The organism is Gemmatimonadota bacterium, from assembly GCA_040882465.1.
GTDB lineage: Bacteria > Gemmatimonadota > Gemmatimonadetes > Longimicrobiales > Gaopeijiaceae > JBBEBG01.
Genome location: JBBEBG010000035.1, coordinates 1 through 16,213, shown reverse-complemented (window position 1 = coordinate 16,213; position 16,213 = coordinate 1). Strand labels below are relative to the sequence as shown.

Sequence of the window (16,213 nt, the reverse complement as noted above, 5' to 3'; positions counted from 1 at the left end):
GGTCCAGCTGTCCCGAAGATTCGTCCTGCTCGAGGGAGCTCCCGCGATGGCTCACGACGTCTTCATCAGCTATTCGAGCCGGGACAAGAGCGCCGCGGATGCGGCCTGCCACTTCCTCGAGGCGGACGGGATCCGTTGCTGGATCGCGCCCAGAGACATCCCGCCGGGCCAGCCCTGGAAGCCGCACATCGTACAGGCCATTCGTGATGCGGGCGTGATGGTCCTCATCTTCTCCGGCCAAGCGAACCGGTCGCCCCAGGTCAAGCGCGAGGTGGATATCGCCTTCGAATCCGGGCACCCCATCGTTCCCTTCCGGATCGAAGACGTCCAGATGGACGACGAGATGTATTATTGTCTCGCGGCCGCGCACTGGCTCGATGCGCTCTCCGACCCGATGGAAAATCACCTGGACCGGCTCCTCCACGCGGTCCGCCTCCTCGTCTCCCCCGAGACAACTGGAGCCGCTCCCCCGCCCCCCGCATCACCTCCGGGACCGATCTCCCGCTCGCAGCCTCAGCCCGGCGTGCCCACCAACGGGGGTGCCGCGGCGGCTCCGTCGGGTGGCCGGCGATGGCTCGTCCCCGCCGGAGTCGGGGGCCTCCTCCTCGTCGCCTCCGTGGCCTTCGGGCTGTCGAGGCTGGGAGGTGAAAGTGATCCGCCCCCACCCGCGGGGAGCGCCCCGTCAGGGGAAGTGCAGGGCTCCCCGGCCGCGGCAAGCCTCGTGGACACTCCAGTGTCCACGGACCTCCCCGGGAATGCGGCCGGGTCCGAAGCCCAACTCTCCGGCTCCCCGACTACTTCCGGAGCCGGCGACACTCGGGCCGCCACGACCCCCTCGGCGGAGGGAACTACGGCACCGGTAGCGGTGCCTTCGGCGACTTCGGCTCCACCGGCCGGTACGCGGGTCACCGACGCCGCGGGGGACGGCGCACCCGCCGCCGCGCCGGCCAACGCCGCCACGGGTGTCCTCGTCCTGATTTACGGGAACGAACCAGGCTCCGCCGCGGAGGTGGAAACCACGGTTCTCCGTTCCTTGCTTCAGATGCCGGAGGTCGCCCCCCTCGATGCGAACAGCCTCGGTCTTCTGCGTGGGCAGCAGGGCGCGGTGGAAGCGGCCAATCGCGGAGACTTTTCGGAGCTCGCCGTCCTGAGCCGCGAACACGGTGCCGAGTTCCTCGTCGTCGGAGGCCTGACCGCGAACGCCACTCCCGCCGTGGGCCAGTTCTTCGCGGGCTCGGCCGTGCTCGACCTGAAGGTCTACAGGGTTTCCACGGGCTCTCTCCTCGGAGCCGAAGTCCTGCGGGCGGGAACCGCGGGAAACCTCGCCGCAAGCGAGGACCAGGCCCGTTCCCGGGCTGCCGCGGAGGTGGGACGCTCCGCGGTCAATACCTTGCGCCGCTGGGTCAGCCGGGCGAATCCCTGAAGCGGCGTTCGTGACGATTGAGACTGCTTCGAAGGAGTGAGACGATGACGGCGAGATTCTGGACCGCTGGACCCTGGGTCGCGTTCGGCACCGCAATCACCCTGGCCACCACCGTGGAGGCTCTCGCGCAGGACCGCCCCCGCGTGGCAGTTCTATCCTTCGAGAACCGGACCGACTGGTGGGGACGCCAGCTCGGCGCGAGCGCCGCGAGCCAGCTCACCGTGGGGCTCGTGAACAGCGGCGCCTTTGCGGTGCTCGAGCGGCAACAGGTCGAGAGCGTACACGATGAGCTTTACATGGGGCAGTCCGGTGCGGTGACTCCGGAACAGGCCGTCGAGCTCGGGAAGCTCCTCGGGGCGGAATACCTCATCACCGGTGAGCTCACCGGCTTCAACATCAGCCAGCGGGGCGGGGGGCTGAATCTTGGGGGGCTCCAGGTGGGCGCGTCGGAAACGCGTGCCGAAAGCGCGATGAACGTGCGCGTCATCCGCGTGGAAACCGGTGAGATCGTGGCTGCGGCGCAGGCCCAGGGAAACGAGGTATTGGGGCGGGGAATCGTCACGGACGTTATCCGGACGGCCGAGACGACGGAGTACAATCCGACGATCGCGGACCAGGCTCTGGGCCCGGCGATTCAGACGATCCTGGCCAGCCTCGTGGAACAGCGCGACCGAATGCCGACGAGCGGAGTCGTCGCGGCCGCGCCGGCCGAAGTGACTGGAATCGGACAGGACGGGTCCATCTACATTGACGATGGCGCGGACTCGGGGATCCTCGAGGGCACTCGCTTCCGCGTCGTTCGGATCGTGGACGTCATCCGCGACCGCGACGGAAACGTCCTCGACGAGATCACCGACCGGGTCGGCATTCTTCAGGTGACACGGGTCCTCTCGCAGTCCTCCGTGGCGACCGTCGTGGAGGGGACCGCCGAGGTCGGAGACCGGCTGGAGCGCGAAGAAAACCCGTGAGATCGAGCCTCCGGGGCTGACGCCCGGCCCACCCGCTCCCGCCCCACAAGCCGCCCGCCTTCGTGCCTTCCGGACCCCGGGAAGAAAAAGCGCCTCCCGCCTTCGTGGCCTGGGGCGGGCGTATCGCGGCCGCGCTCACCTTCCTCTTCGGACTCTGGGCGCTCTGGCCCTTCGCCGAAGGGCGAGGGGGACTCGCGGCGCTCCCCCGGGCGATCTACACGATCTTCGGGATGATCGCGTTCGAGGGACTCGCCGACGAGTTCCCGACGCTCACGGATCCCCTCACCTTCGAATCCCTCCCATACATCGGCACCATCATCTCGGCGATCGCGACCGTCGGATTCGGGCTCGCATACCTATTCTCCCTCTTCGTTCGCCGAAACTACGAGCAAGTGAAGCTCCACCGCTTCACCAGGGGCGCACACCACGGGACCCTCTCGCTCGCCGTGGTCTGCGGGCTCGGACGCGTCGGCTCGCAGCTCGTGCGCGATCTCACCGACGAGAAGCGGCGCGCGCGCCGCGGGGTCATCGCGATCGAGATCGATCCCGACAATCCCGCGATCGAAACCGCTCGGGAACGGGGCGCCGTCGTCCTCGTCGGAAACGCATCGGACAAGAAGCGCCGCGAGAAGGCCCGGCTCGATCTCGCGGATGAGCTTTTTATCGCCTGCGGGGACGACGCGACGAATCTCGATGTGGCCGCCCTCGTGGCGACGGATGTCGAGGACGACGCCGGGGGACCAACCCGTCCGCTCCTCTGCATCGCCAGCGTGTCGAGCCCGACCCTGGCGAAAGCCGCCCGTGACAATCCGATCTTTTCGGATGCCGGCGATGGCTTTCGGCTGCGTGTTTTCAACCTCCCCGACAATGCGGCGCGTGCCCTCATGGTCGAAGAGCTCGGCCGTGCCCATGCCCCGTCACTCACGGAAGTCGCGTATTACATCGTTGTGGGATTCGGGACCGTCGGGCAGGCCGTCGCACTCAACGCCGCGAAGCTGGCGCACTTCGAAAACGGCCGCCGGCTACGGATGACCGTCGTGGACGACTGGAAGGATGCCGCGACGGAGCGGGCCAGGAGCGCCTTCCTCGAGCGATATCCGGCGTTCGCCCCCGACCCGATGACCTTCGATCTCGGCCCCTACGTCCACGCGCCGGATCCGGCCAAGGACGAATGGACGGCGCGAGCGGGCCGCCCGTTCCACCCCGCATGGCGGCGCGAGAGCCCGATCGGCCGCGACGGACGACCCATTGCGGCCGAGTACGTGGTGAACGCCGAGTTCGTGGACCTCCCGGCCTCCTTCGATTCGCCCGAGTTCGCGGATCTCCTCACCGAGCGACTGACCCCCGGCCAGTCCCCCGAAGCCCGCCCCGTCCTCATCGTCGCCTTCGACGAGGACCGCCGGAATCTCGAGGCCGCCCTTTCACTCGGCGCGGCCCTGGCGCGGCGCGGCTCGCTCCTCCCGCTCTTCGTTTATCTGGGGGACGAAGAGGGGCTCGCCGTTTTTCTCGAACGGGGACGGCGAGCGGGAACCCTGGATGAGGTGAAGGCGTTCGGAAGCGCGGCCGACTGCGGCTCTTACGAGCGGCTGGTCCAGGCGGAGGTTTTTCACCTCGCCGACACGTTTCACATCGCGCATGGACGGGCGGGCAGAGAGGAGGGCGCCGTAGACCCCGCGAGGTCGGCCTGGTTGGAGCACGCCTTCAAGGGCTCGAGCGAGGCCGCGGCACACCATGTGGCGATCAAGCTCGACGCCGCGAAGCGGCTGGGGGCCGATGCCGGCCCAACCGCCCTCCCACCGGAGGCCCGCGACGCGCTCGCGCGCATGGAGCACAACCGCTACGTCGCGGAACGTCTCCTGGAAGGGTGGCGGTACGGCCCGCGAAGCGATACCGAAAAGCTGCGCGAGAGCCTATGCGCCTGGGAGCACCTGCCGGAGTCGGAGCAGAAGAAGGATCACGAACAGGTCGAGCTGATCGAGGCGAGGTGGCGTCAGTCCTCCTCGGGCGGAACGATTCGGTAGCCGAGCGCCACGATGGTGCGGAGCGCCTCCAGCGCGGTCTGTCGGTCGTACTCCTTTTCGGACTCCGAGAGGTCTTCGTAGGACACCAGTCCGGGGTGGGTCTTCGCGGAGTCGTCCCGGCTTGGACCGTACCGCCACCCCTCACCCAACCGTCGCGCTGCCCAAAGGTCGTGGATCTGGCGGGCGAGCCGCTCGGTGAGAGCGAGGAGGGGGGGTGGGAGCTTCACCCCCTCCGTCGTGATCGGATCGGGCCCCTCCTTCACCGAACCGGCCACTACCGGAGGTAACGCCGGTGCCAGCCCTCTCGAGCCGGCCTTTCCCACTTCCCTTCCCTCGCCTCCCCGACCCGGGTGAGAGAAAGGTCGAAGACCATCGTATCCCCGGAAATCTCTCCGCTCTCGGCCAGTTTCTCGAAGACTTCCCGCGAAACGCGCGTGGGAAAGCCGTCGTGCGCCTCGTCACGGTACCAGATGGCCCCCCCGCCGAGGATCTCGATGCCGAGCTCGCCCTCGAGCCCACGGAGAATCCCGACCAGCGCATCGATCGAGCACCCCGAGGGTGGAGCGATCCTCTCGTCCACGCCCACGAGGAGAAACCGGCCGTAACGCCAATCACGCGCGGCCGCGAGGCTGGAGCCGTGCGCCTTCCAGTTCGCGAGGAAAGCGTCGACTTCGTGCAGGAACCGTTCCTCTTCGGTTGATGCGAGTGGACGGTTCACCCCGAAGATCCATAAGCGCGCGGCATCCGGCAGGCCCGGGAGGAGGTCGGAAGCGGATGGGGCCAATGCGTCCTTGGAATTCACACTTCTTCGTCCCGGTCGATGCGCGCTGGACCTGAACTGGGTTGAGTTGGAGCCTCCCGGTCCAGGAGCACCGCGACCCAGCGGAGGTCCTCCGTATTCTCCAACATGATCTTCACGACCATGGTCAGCGGGACCGCGAGAAGCGCGCCGACCGGTCCCCACGCCCACGCCCAGAACATGAGGGAGAGGATCACGACAAGCGTCGAAAGGCCCAGACGGCGGCCCTGAAGGTTCGGCTCCAAGAGATTCCCGAAGATCACGTTGATCACGACGTATCCCAGCATGACGAGCACGGTGGCTCCGGGCCCGCTTCCCTGCAGAAGGGCTAGAAGGACCGCCGGCACGGCGGCGATGATCGAACCGATGGTCGGAACGTAGTTCAGGAGGAAGCCGAGCAACCCCAGAATGATGGGAAAGTCGAGTCCCATGACCCAGGCCCATAGCCCGATGCAGAGCCCCGTAGCGAGGCTGACCATCGTCTTGATCGCCAAATAGTCGAGCACCTCGCTCGTGATCTTCGAAAAGCGGCCCAGGTCGTGCTCCCCTTCATCGAAGACCGCTCGAAATTTTTTCGGAAAGATGGAAGCTTCGGCGAGCATGAAAACCAGGATGAGGAATACGAGGAAGGTGTTCGAGACGAAGTTGGCCACCTGCGACAGCGCACCCTGGACGAACGCCATCACATTCTCCGTGCTGAAAAACTCACCGGAGAAATATTCGGCGGCGGGGAGCCCGCGCGCCTGGAGAGCCGCAATCCATTCGTCCAGCAGGACCTGAAACCGCTCCGCGTAACTCGGGAGGCGTCCCTGGAAGTCGGCGACGGACTGGCTCGCGATGAGGATGATCCCGCCGAAGATCGCGACCTCGACGAGCACGGCGAGGAGAATCGCGATAGGAGCGGGAACGTGCCGGCGCTGGAGCCAGAGCATGATCGGGAGAGACAGAATGGCCAGGAATAGCGCCACAGCGGAGGGGAGGAGAATCGGCCTTCCGGCGCGGAGACCCGCGATGACGACGACGGCCCCTCCGAGCACGACGAGGAAGCGGGCGCCCGGCCCCCAATCGCTCTGCCCCGAACCCTGTCCCTTCCGCTTCTCGGCCATTCCTCGCGCGGTCTCCCCTCCGCGGTGCTCCGCGCCTCCCGGGGCGCCCGGGAATCGCGAACTTGGAATGTCATTGGAGAGAGTTCCCGAAGCTAGGGGTGGGCGCCCGGAGGAGGAGCTTCCTACCTTAGATTTTTCGGGATCGAACGCCAGGTTCGAGGGGGCGTCCTCGATCCATCACCGAAGACCGGCAGGGGAGGTCGCGACCCGTGGGTGACGAGCCGCACGAAACGACTTCGCTCGAGCTCGTCCCGGAAAGCGACGACGAGCTCCTCGCGGCGTGCCGAGTGGACACCTTTCGCGCCGGGGGGAAAGGCGGGCAACACCAGAACGTGACCGAGTCGGGGGTCCGGCTCACTCACGAGCCCACCGGAATCGTGGTCACTTCCCGCGCCGAGCGAAGCCAGCACCGGAATCGCTCGCTCGCGCTCGAGCGGCTGAGGAAGAAGCTTGCGGCCAGGCGCCGAAAGCCCAAGCGCCGCATTGCGACCCGCATTCCCAAGGGGGAGAAAAAGCGGCGCCTCGAACAGAAGCGCCGCCGATCCTCGAAGAAGGGGCTCCGCCGCCCCCCCGACCCAGAAGGTTGATGGGCCCTTCGCATCACGGGCGCTCGGGACACGCCCGCGAGACCCTAGTGGTTCGTCCCGGAAGTCTCTTGGCATTCGGCTGCGGCTGGAGCCCGTCCTGCGTCGTTGCTCGTCGTCGCCGTAGCGTTGCTACGACTCCTCCTCGCGCCTAGCACTACGGTCTCCATCCGTACCCTCGGTGCTACAAGAGACTTCCGGGACGAACCACTCCTAGCCGGGGCTCGGCTCTACGTGAAGCGCTCCATGAAGGCGCGCTCCTGAGCCGTGAGCGACGGAGACCCCAGGTGCCGGGCCTTTTCGAGAAGACGCTCGAACTCCTCCCGGTTGAGCGGATGGAGCCCCTGCCGGTCCACCGACTCCCAACGGCTCAGATCCTTTCCGCCCGGCTTCACCGGCGTCGCCGCCTCTACCTGCGCCCGGAAGCGGCGGGCGGGCGAGTTCCGCTCGAGAAGGACGAGGTAGAGCCATCCGCCCACGAATCCACCGAGGTGCGCGAAGTGGGCGATTCCCATCCCCCCCCCGCCCACCCCCATCCCGCCCCAGATGGACATGACCGCGAGCCCGATCACGAGGATGCGGGCTGGGACCGGAAGAATCCCCCAGATGTAGACACGCTCGTTGGGCCAGTACCTCGCGAATCCGAGGAATACGCCGAACACCGCCCCGGAGGCCCCCACGATCGCCGCGCTGGGCGTCACGACCGAGAGGATTGCCCCGAAGACCCCGCTCACGAGGTAGAGCCCAAGGAAGTGGCGGCTTCCAATCCTCGCCTCCAGATGGGGGCCGAAGAAAAAGAGACCGATCATGTTGAAGAGTAGGTGGAGAGCGCCGGCGTGGAGGAATTGGTAGGTCAGAACCGTCCAGGGCCGAAGCGGCACGAGGGCGGGGACGAGCCAGGTCGCCTCGATGATCGCCGGGGGGAGGAGCCCAAGGAGGCCGAACGGGGGTGGTGCCACCACAAACACGGCAACATTCGTGAAGAGGAGCCTGCGAACCCAAGGGGTCATCGTGCCTGCCGTAGGGCGGGACCTAACAGGTCGCAAGAGAAGGGTGAGGGGTGGCGCGAAGAAGGCCCACGCGGGCCCATGCGGACTCCGTCGCCGAGGGGAGGAAGTTGGCCCTGCGGCCTTCCCGGATCAAGCCGCGGTACACCCGGGTCCCTGCCCTTGGAAGGGGCCCGAAGCCCTTGACACCCACCAGAACCGAGGCGATTAATGTCCACTATGACTGCCCAGGGAAGCTCGATCCGACTCGAGACGACGACGTGCCGTCCGACGACCTCCACGACCCGGAGGACCGGCCGGGAAGGCGCCCGAGTTTGATCTGAGTTTCGTCCCTCGAATCGGAACCCGACGCCCCACCCCGGCCCTCTCGAAGGTCGGGGTCGTTTTTTTTTCCGGAGCCGCGTTCCCGAATCGAGCGAATGCCGCGATGCACGCCAGAACCAAGAGAGCGACGTGAAACAGGAAGCCCCGCCGAAGCCGATCCATCCCCCCGAGGGATCGCCGGCGCGCGCGCCCGTGCCCACGGGAGGCCGCGGCGTCCGGGTCCTCAAATTCGGCGGAAGCTCGGTCGCCGACGCGGATCGGATTCGCGCCGTGGCGGGGCTGGTGGAAGAAGCGCGGAAGGAGGTGACCCCGATCGTCGTGGTCTCAGCGGTGGGGGGGACGACAAACGAGCTCGACGCCGCCGCCGATCTCGCGGGACGGGGAAACGGGGGTTACGAAGACCGCCTGCGGAAGCTCGAGGAGCGCCACCTGGGCATCCTGAAAGGGGTCGCCCTACCGGAGGAGCTCGCCGCGCTCCAAAAGACGATCAGGGAAGCCTTCGAGGAACTCCGGAAGCTAGCTCGGGGCGCGCAGCTCCTCGGGGAGTGCAGTCCGCGGACCCGGGACCGGATGCTCTCCTTCGGCGAGATCCTCTCCTCGATCCTGGTCGCGGCGGCTTTGCGAGCGCGCGGTACGCCCTCCCGTTCGGTGGACGCGCGCCAACTCATCCGCACCGACGCCCGGTTCGGCTCCGCCCGCGTAGACCTCGATGCTTCGAACGCATTGATCCGCGCACACCTACCCGGTTCGGTGGGAGTGCCCGTCGTGACCGGCTTCATCGGGGCGACCCCCGAGGGCGAAACAACCACGCTCGGCCGCGGCGCTTCGGATTACACCGCGACCCTTCTCGGCTCCGCCCTCGCCGCGGAAGGAATCGAGATCTGGACCGATGTGGACGGCGTGCTCACGGCCGACCCGCGGAGCGTGCCGGACGCCACCCCCGTCCGCGAGATCGGTTACGAAGAGTTGCTCGAGCTGGCCCACTTCGGGGCCAAAGTCATGTGCGCACCCGCCGTCGAACCCGCTCGAAAGGCGGGGATCCCGCTCCGCATTCGGAGCACGCTGGATCCCACCCTCCCCGGTACGCTCGTGGTGGGCCGCCTCCCGGCCGACCCGTACCGACCGGTCCGGGGAATGTCCGCGATTCGCGACGTGGCGCTGATCCGGCTGGAGGGGGTCGAACAGGTGGGAGTCGTCGAAGCGTGCGAGCGGCTCTTCCGGGCGCTGGGCCAGGCGGAGGTGGATTCCCTCCTCTTCACCCAGGATTCGAGCGCACACACCGTTTCGTTCGCCGTTGCCCGGAGCCGCCTCTCGAAGGCCCTGGCCGCGATCCAGGCGGAGTTCCGACGCGAGCGGGTCGCGGGGCTCCTCCGCGACCCCTTCGTCGAGGAGCGTTGTTCGATCCTGGCGATCGTGGGAGAGGGAATGCGCGACACGCCGGGGATCGCCGGAAGGCTCTTTTCGACCCTCGGGGCGGCCAAGGTCAACGTGCATGCCGTCGCGCAGGGCTCTTCGGAACGGAACATCTCCTGGGTGGTCGCCGCGGAACAGGAAGGACCCGCGCTCCGCGCCGTGCATCGCGCCTTTTTCGCCCCCCCCGGGGAGCCGCACCCGGTGCGAATCGTCGTTCTGGGCGTGGGGAGCGTCGGAGGGGCGCTGCTCGAACAGCTGCGGGACCACGGAAAGGAGGCGCTCGCTCCCCACGGCCTTCTTCCGGTCCTCGTCGGCATCTCGCAGAGCGGGCGGGCGGTGGTGGACCTCGAAGGACTCGATCCGGGGCGCTGGCGCGAGCTCCTCGCCGAAGGGAAACACACGTCGAAAAACGTGGTCGAGTCGGTCGTGACCGGCGATCCCCTCGTGATCGTGGACTGTACCGCCAGCGCGGATGTCGCGAGCCGGTATCAGGAGTTTCTCCGCTCCGGCGCCGCGGTCGTGACCGCGAATAAGATCGCGCTCTCCCGCTCGATCGAAGAGTACCGCGCGATTTTCCGCGCCGCCGCGGGGGGTGGAGGGATCCATTACGAAACGACGGTGGGCGCGGGCCTCCCGATCATACGCACCGTCGCCGAACAGCGGCGAAGCGGAGACCGCATCGAGGTCATGGAGGGCGTCCTCTCCGGCACGCTCACCTTCCTCTTCGATGAGGTGGCCCGCGGCCGGCCCTTCAGCGAGGCGGTGAAAGAGGCCAAGGAGCGCGGGATCTCCGAACCCGATCCCAGGGAAGACTTGGGGCTCATGGACGTGCTCCGAAAGCTCGTGATTCTGGCGAGGACCGCCGGCTGGGAGCTCGAACCGGAAGACGTCCGCGTCGAGCCGATCCTGCCCGCGGAGCTCCTCGCGGCGGAGTCGGTCGAGGCCTTCATGGCGGGGCTCCCCGCGCTCGATGCCGAAATCGCCGAACGCAGCCGCGCGGCCACGGAAAAAGGATGCCGCCTCGCGACCGTGGGGCGAGTGGACGCGAACGGCGCGGAAATCCGCATGGTCGAGGTCCCCCTCGACCGGCCGGCCGCGCGGATTCGCGGAACGGAAAACGTCCTCGAGATCCGATCCATGCGTTACTCGCGCCACCCCATGCTCATTCAGGGTCCGGGCGCGGGACCGAACGTCACGGCCGCTGGGCTCATGTCGGATCTCCTGGCCGCTTCCGAACGTGTGACCCACGGCCTCCGGAAGCCCGTTGATGCCACCTGAGCGGGAGGTCGCGGCCTTCGCTCCGGCCACCGTCGGAAACGTCATCTGCGGCTTCGACACTTTCGGGCTCGCGCTCGAATCCCCGGGTGACCTCGTGCGCGCCCGGCTCAGCGCATCCCCGGGAGTGAGGATCACCAGGATCGAGGGAGATGGAGGCCGCCTTCCCACCGAGGCCGACAAGAACTCTGCCACCGTCGCCATCCAGGCGCTCCTTCAGGCGACCGGACGCAAAGAGGGAATCGAGATCGTTCTGGAGAAGGGCCTTCCCCTCTCCGGCGGGATGGGGGGAAGCGCTGCGAGCTCGGTGGCCGGCGTCTTCGCAGCGGACGCGCTCCTCGACACCCGTTCGTCACCGGAGACTCTTCTCGAGTGTGCCTTGGCTGGAGAAGGGATGGCGGCGGGCGGCGCGCACCTCGACAACATCGCCCCTGCCCTCCTCGGCGGCCTACTTCTGGTCCGCCCTTCGCGTGTCCGGCCGGTCGTCAGGCTTCCCATTCCTCACGGCCTCTCGGTCGCGCTCCTCCATCCCAACGTCGAGATGAGCACCCGCGAAGGGCGCGTAGCGATCGGAAGCGCGGTTCCGCTGAGCGCGGCGGTCATCCAGTGGGGGAACACGTCCGCGTTCGTGCAGGGGCTGCACAGCGGAGACTGGGAACTCGTCGCCGACTCCCTCGAGGATCGAATCGCGGAGCCGCACCGGGCGCACCGGATCCCCGGATTCGCCGCGGTGCGGGCAGCGGCGCTCCGGGCGGGTGCCGTCGGATGCGGAATCTCGGGGGCGGGCCCTTCGATCATGTCCCTCTGCCGCACTCCCGAAAGCGCCGAACGCGTCGGCGCGGCGATGCGCGAAGCCTTCGCGAAGGCTTCGGATGTTGAAGCGCGGCTCTTCCTCTCTCCAGTCTCGCCGCGCGGTGCCCGCATCGTCCATGATCGCGCCGCCGACAGCTGACGACCCGACGGTGATGCGACTCGTTTCGACCCGGCCGCCCTTCGAGGAAGTCTCGCTCCGCCACGCGGTGCTCGAAGACCCTTCCCCGAGTGGGGCGCTCTACCTTCCCGTATCCCTTCCTCGGCTGTCGTCGCGCGAGCGCGACGCGCTGGTCGGCCTTCCCTTCCCCGAAGTCGCGGAGCGGATTGCCCTCCTCCTCCTCGAGCCGATGCTGGGGAGCGATGTGGTTCGGGAGATCGTGCGCGGCGCCTTCGACTTCCCCGTTCCCGTGGTTCCCGTGGGAGAGCGCACCTGGATCCTCGAGCTCTTCCACGGCCCGACCGGGTCGTTCAAGGACTTCGGGGCCCGCTTTCTCGCCCGACTCCTCCCGCACCTGCGGAAGGTGGACGAGGGTCCGGTATTGATCCTCGTGGCGACTTCCGGAGACACCGGCGGAGCCGTCGCCGAGGCCGTCCGAGGCCTCGAGGGCGTGAAGGCGGTCGTCCTTTTTCCCCGGAATCGCATCAGCGACGTCCAGCGCCGCCAGATCCAGGCCCCCGCGAGCTCCGGCTCGGTGATCCCGGTCGAAGTGGAGGGTTCCTTCGACGATTGCCAGAGGATGGTCAAGGAAGTCCTCGCGGATCCGGGGAAGGGATTCCCGGGAACGCTCACATCCGCGAACTCCGTGAACGTGGGACGCCTGATCCCTCAGTCCTTTTATTACGCGTACGGGTGGGCATCTCTCCCCGACGCGGAACGCGAAAATCTGGTCGTGAGCGTTCCCTCGGGGAATCTCGGCAACCTCACCGCCGGAATCATCGCGGAGTCGATCGGGATCCCGATCTCGCACTTCGTGGCCGCGAGCAACGCGAACGACGCGATGCGGCGTTACCTCGAGGCCGGCCGCCTCCCGGAAGGGCCTTCCCTCGAAACGCTGTCGAGCGCCATGGATGTGGCGCGCCCGAGCAACCTCGAGCGGATCCTCACGATTTACGAGCGGGACATCCCCGCGCTCCGTGAGCGGATCACTCCGACCCGGCACGACGACGCGGAGGTCCTCGAGGCGATGGGTCGGGTCCACCAGGAGCGGAATTACCTCATGGATCCCCACACCGCCGTGGGATACCTCGGGCTGGAGGAAGTACGCCAGGGGCGCGGCGCCGTACCGGGACTCATCCTCTCTACGGCCGATCCCGCCAAGTTCCCCGAAACCGTGTTGCGGGCCACCGGCCAGGCGCCCCCCGCGCGCGGCGATTGGGAGGGGGAAGGCACCTCTTCCGAAGCAATCGCGGCGATCCGCAAAGGGGAAGAGGCCACCGTCCGGCTCGGTCCGGATCCCGACCAACTCCGCACCCTCGTCAGGAACGCTGCGAACGCTATTGCCTGATCGCCAGTCCGCGCCGAAGTTAGCGGGGCTTTGTAACCGGTGGTTCAACCTTAATACGAGGGGATCGACCATGAGGAGTGCCCGCGGATGAACGCGATCTTGCTGGCCGCCATCGGTCTCGGCGCCTTCGCTCTCGGTTATCGGTTCTACTCGAAGTTCATCGCGGAGAAGCTGTACCGGCTCTCCGAGGACTTTGTGACGCCGGCGCACGAGCTCGAAGACGGCATAGACTTCGTCCCGACCAACCGGTTCGTGCTCTGGGGGCACCACTTCGCTGCCGTGGCCGGCGCCGCTCCCATTCTCGGACCCGCCATCGCCGTGATCTGGGGTTGGCTTCCGGCCTTCCTCTGGGTCACCCTCGGAACGGTCTTTTTCGCGGGGATCCACGATTTCGGAGCGCTCTGGGCGAGCGTGCGCCACAAGGGACAGTCCATCGGCGCCCTCACCGAGACGATCGTCGGAAAACGCGCCCGCAACGTCTTCATGATCGTGATCTTCCTCCTCCTCCTGATGGTGAACGCCACTTTCGCGATCATCATCGGGGAGCTTTTCGTCAGCACGCCGAGCAGCGTCATCCCGGTCTGGGCCGTGCTCCCCGTGGCCATGGCGATCGGATGGGGAATCTACAGGAAGGGTCTTTCGCTCGTGTGGGTCACCGCCATCGGCGTGATCGTTCTGTACGGGACGATGTTTGTGGGGGACGCGATTCCCCTCGAGCTTCCGGCCCAGATCCTCGGTTACGGACCCGAGGAACAATGGGTGATGATCCTCTTCATCTACGCGGCCATCGCATCGATTCTCCCGGTCTGGCTCCTCCTGCAACCGAGGGACTACATCAACGGGATTCAGCTCTTTGTCGGCCTCGCCGTGCTGTACACCGCCGTCCTCATCGCGAATCCGACCATCGTCGCACCCGCCATCAACCCGAACCCGCCGGCGGGTACCGACCCCCTGATCCCTCTCCTCTTCGTGACGATCGCCTGCGGGGCCATCTCCGGATTCCACGGTCTCGTCGCTTCGGGCACGACGTCCAAGCAGCTAAACAAGGAGACGGATGCCCGCTTCGTGGGATATCTCGGCTCCACCGGCGAGGGGATCCTGGCGCTCGCCTCGATCATCGCGTGCACAGCGGGATTCGCCACGACGGCGGACTGGACGGCGTTTTATTCGTCCGGCTCCATCGGCGGCGGCATGAACGGCTGGGTGCAGGGCGGCGGCGCCCTCGTGGCCCAAGGACTCGGGCTGCCCGCGGGCTTCGCGGGAACGCTCCTCGCGGTCATGGCCATCCTCTTCGCCGCCACGACGATGGATGCGGGAGTGCGACTCCAGCGCTATATCGTGCAGGAGTGGGGCCAGATCTACGGCCTCAAGTTTCTCACCGGGCGCTACCTCTCGACACTCGTCGTCGTACTCTGCTGCGTGGGGCTCGCGTTCGGGGTCGGAGAAGGTGGCGGTTCCGGCGGTCGCATCATCTGGCCACTCTTTGGAACGACCAATCAGCTGCTCGGGGCCCTGACCCTTCTCGTGCTCTCGACGCTTCTCATGAAGCTGGGCCGGCCGGTCATCTATACCCTCGCCCCCCTCTCCTTCCTCCTCGTTATGACGATCTGGGCCCTCATCTTCCAGCTCAGAAAGTTTTACGACCAGGGCAATTATTTCCTCGTCGGGGTAGACCTGATCATCCTGGGCGCTGCGATCTGGGTCGCACTCGAGGCGCTGGGCGCCCTTGCCCGGGCGCGTAAGGAAGGGCTGGACCGGAAGGCGGCCGAAGTCTTCGATTCCGGAGTTTGAGGCCAGATTCCAGAAGGCCCGGTCCTGGGGGCGGCGCGGGTTTCGCCGCTTCCAGGACCGGAGCGCGAGCGAAGGAGGCCGCCGTGCCGGATGACGACGCGAAGTCACGGATCAAGGAAATCGCCGAGCTCCTTCGCGAGTTCTACGTCGCACCTTACCGCAGCACTCTCTCCCGCGCGGCGAGGGACGAGGACGACCTCTTCATGCTCCTCGTTTATTCCGAGGTGGTGGGAATCCCGAATCCCGCCACCTATTACATGCTCGAGATGCTCCCCATCCTCCAGGAGAGGTTCCACGATTGGCACCGGCGCATGGGCATGGATCACTCGCCTCTCAGCCACATCGCCTGTTGCTGAGCTGATGCTCGCGTTCGCGGACCGGCCGATCGTTTTTGTCGGAGGAAAAGGTGGAGTCGGTAAGACGACCACGGCCTCCGCACTGGCACTGGCGTTCGCCGAATCGGGAAAACGCACTCTCCTCGTCTCCACCGACCCCGCGCACAATCTCGGCGACCTCTTCGACCGGACGATCGGGGACCCGGGGACGGAGATCGTGCCCGGCCTCGACGCACTCGAGATCGATCCGGACGACGAGGTGGACCACTACCTCGACTCCGTGCGCCAGAATCTCCGGGAGCTAGTGCGGCCGGAAATGTACAAGGATATCGACAGCCAGATCGAGCTCACGCGCATGGCCCCTGGCGCCCAGGAGGCCGCGCTCCTCGAACGCATGAGCCGGATCCTGCTCGAGTCGTCGGAATCGTACGATCGGATCGTCTTCGACACGGCGCCGACGGGCTCCACCCTTCGCCTCCTCTCCTTGCCGGAAGTCATGACGGCCTGGATGGAGGGACTTCTCAAGCGAAGGGAGAAGGCGGAGAGCTTTCGCGAGAGTCTGCGAGGAATGACGATGGACGAGGAGGAGGGAGGCGGCGCCGACCCCCGCGCGCAACGGATCCGCAAGATTCTGGACGCCCGCAGGAACCGGTTTTCGAGGGCTCGCCGAATCTTACAGGACGCGAGCCGCTGCGCCTTTGTCCTGGTCGTGATTCCGGAGAAGCTGGCGATCCTAGAAGGATACCGAGCTTATCAGGCTCTTACGGCGGCGCAGATTCCCGTCACCGGTGTCATCGTCAACCGAGTCCTTCCGGAGGGGAATCTCGGCGAATTCCTGGAGAGCCGGCG

13 protein-coding genes and 1 pseudogene are annotated in these 16,213 nt (G+C 67.0%); 10 read left to right on the top strand and 4 right to left on the bottom strand.

Going from position 1 to position 16,213, the window contains the following annotated elements:
• Positions 1 to 46 precede the first annotated feature (46 nt).
• The 3 genes from WEG36_12630 (at position 47) to WEG36_12620 (ending at position 4,412) form a co-directional block, all read left to right on the top strand.
• Positions 47 to 1,423, top strand: a complete 1,377-nt coding sequence (locus WEG36_12630) for a TIR domain-containing protein (protein ID MEX1258455.1) — start codon at positions 47 to 49, stop codon at positions 1,421 to 1,423.
• Positions 1,424 to 1,467: 44 nt separating this feature from the next.
• On the top strand, positions 1,468 to 2,391 hold the full coding sequence (locus WEG36_12625) for a CsgG/HfaB family protein (protein MEX1258454.1): 924 nt from the start codon (positions 1,468 to 1,470) through the stop codon (positions 2,389 to 2,391).
• A gap of 62 nt (positions 2,392 to 2,453) precedes the next feature.
• Positions 2,454 to 4,412, top strand: coding sequence for an NAD-binding protein (locus WEG36_12620; protein MEX1258453.1), 1,959 nt, complete (start codon positions 2,454 to 2,456; stop codon positions 4,410 to 4,412).
• Here WEG36_12620 and WEG36_12615 read toward each other — a convergent pair.
• The 3 genes from WEG36_12615 to WEG36_12605 form a co-directional block, all read right to left on the bottom strand.
• Entirely contained in the window at positions 4,382 to 4,687 is a 306-nt protein-coding gene (locus tag WEG36_12615) for a RyR domain-containing protein (protein MEX1258452.1), read from the bottom strand. The genes WEG36_12620 and WEG36_12615 overlap by 31 nt on opposite strands.
• Entirely contained in the window at positions 4,687 to 5,130 is a 444-nt protein-coding gene (locus tag WEG36_12610; GenBank protein MEX1258451.1) for an ABC transporter ATPase, read from the bottom strand. The genes WEG36_12615 and WEG36_12610 overlap by 1 nt, the downstream gene beginning before the upstream one ends.
• Before the next feature lie 80 nt (positions 5,131 to 5,210).
• Positions 5,211 to 6,317, bottom strand: coding sequence for an AI-2E family transporter (locus tag WEG36_12605; GenBank protein MEX1258450.1), 1,107 nt, complete (start codon positions 6,315 to 6,317; stop codon positions 5,211 to 5,213).
• Positions 6,318 to 6,601: 284 nt separating this feature from the next.
• On the opposite strand from WEG36_12605, the pseudogene WEG36_12600 reads away from it, so the two are divergent.
• Positions 6,602 to 6,904, top strand: a pseudogene (locus tag WEG36_12600) (peptide chain release factor-like protein).
• 227 nt (positions 6,905 to 7,131) lie between these two features.
• Here the strand turns inward: WEG36_12600 and WEG36_12595 are convergent.
• Positions 7,132 to 7,911, bottom strand: a complete 780-nt coding sequence (locus WEG36_12595; protein ID MEX1258449.1) for a rhomboid family intramembrane serine protease — start codon at positions 7,909 to 7,911, stop codon at positions 7,132 to 7,134.
• A gap of 450 nt (positions 7,912 to 8,361) precedes the next feature.
• Between WEG36_12595 and thrA the strand changes: the two genes are divergently transcribed.
• The 6 genes from thrA to WEG36_12565 all read left to right on the top strand — a co-directional run.
• Positions 8,362 to 10,923: a bifunctional aspartate kinase/homoserine dehydrogenase I gene (gene thrA / locus WEG36_12590; protein MEX1258448.1), complete on the top strand. Its 2,562-nt coding sequence runs from the start codon at positions 8,362 to 8,364 to the stop codon at positions 10,921 to 10,923.
• Entirely contained in the window at positions 10,913 to 11,872 is a 960-nt protein-coding gene (locus tag WEG36_12585) for a homoserine kinase (protein ID MEX1258447.1), read from the top strand. Before thrA ends, WEG36_12585 begins: the two co-directional genes overlap by 11 nt.
• Complete coding sequence (thrC, locus tag WEG36_12580; protein ID MEX1258446.1) at positions 11,850 to 13,238, top strand: threonine synthase; 1,389 nt, start codon at positions 11,850 to 11,852, stop codon at positions 13,236 to 13,238. Before WEG36_12585 ends, thrC begins: the two co-directional genes overlap by 23 nt.
• Before the next feature lie 87 nt (positions 13,239 to 13,325).
• On the top strand, positions 13,326 to 15,029 hold the full coding sequence (locus WEG36_12575; protein ID MEX1258445.1) for a carbon starvation protein A: 1,704 nt from the start codon (positions 13,326 to 13,328) through the stop codon (positions 15,027 to 15,029).
• Positions 15,030 to 15,112: 83 nt separating this feature from the next.
• Entirely contained in the window at positions 15,113 to 15,385 is a 273-nt protein-coding gene (locus tag WEG36_12570; GenBank protein ID MEX1258444.1) for a cory-CC-star protein, read from the top strand.
• A 4-nt stretch (positions 15,386 to 15,389) separates the two neighbouring features.
• A partial coding sequence (locus WEG36_12565) for an ArsA family ATPase (protein ID MEX1258443.1) occupies positions 15,390 to 16,213 on the top strand: 824 nt, incomplete at its 3' end.

Excerpts from the sequence above, each read along its gene's own strand:
- WEG36_12630 (MEX1258455.1), top strand. The coding sequence starts at position 47 with ATGGCTCACGACGTCTTCATCAGCTATTCGAGCCGGGACAAGAGCGCC.
- WEG36_12625 (MEX1258454.1), top strand. The coding sequence starts at position 1,468 with ATGACGGCGAGATTCTGGACCGCTGGACCCTGGGTCGCGTTCGGCACC.
- WEG36_12605 (MEX1258450.1), bottom strand. The coding sequence starts at position 6,317 with ATGGCCGAGAAGCGGAAGGGACAGGGTTCGGGGCAGAGCGATTGGGGG.
- WEG36_12595 (MEX1258449.1), bottom strand. The coding sequence starts at position 7,911 with ATGACCCCTTGGGTTCGCAGGCTCCTCTTCACGAATGTTGCCGTGTTT.
- WEG36_12585 (MEX1258447.1), top strand. The coding sequence starts at position 10,913 with ATGCCACCTGAGCGGGAGGTCGCGGCCTTCGCTCCGGCCACCGTCGGA.
- thrC (MEX1258446.1), top strand. The coding sequence starts at position 11,850 with ATGATCGCGCCGCCGACAGCTGACGACCCGACGGTGATGCGACTCGTT.
- WEG36_12575 (MEX1258445.1), top strand. The coding sequence starts at position 13,326 with ATGAACGCGATCTTGCTGGCCGCCATCGGTCTCGGCGCCTTCGCTCTC.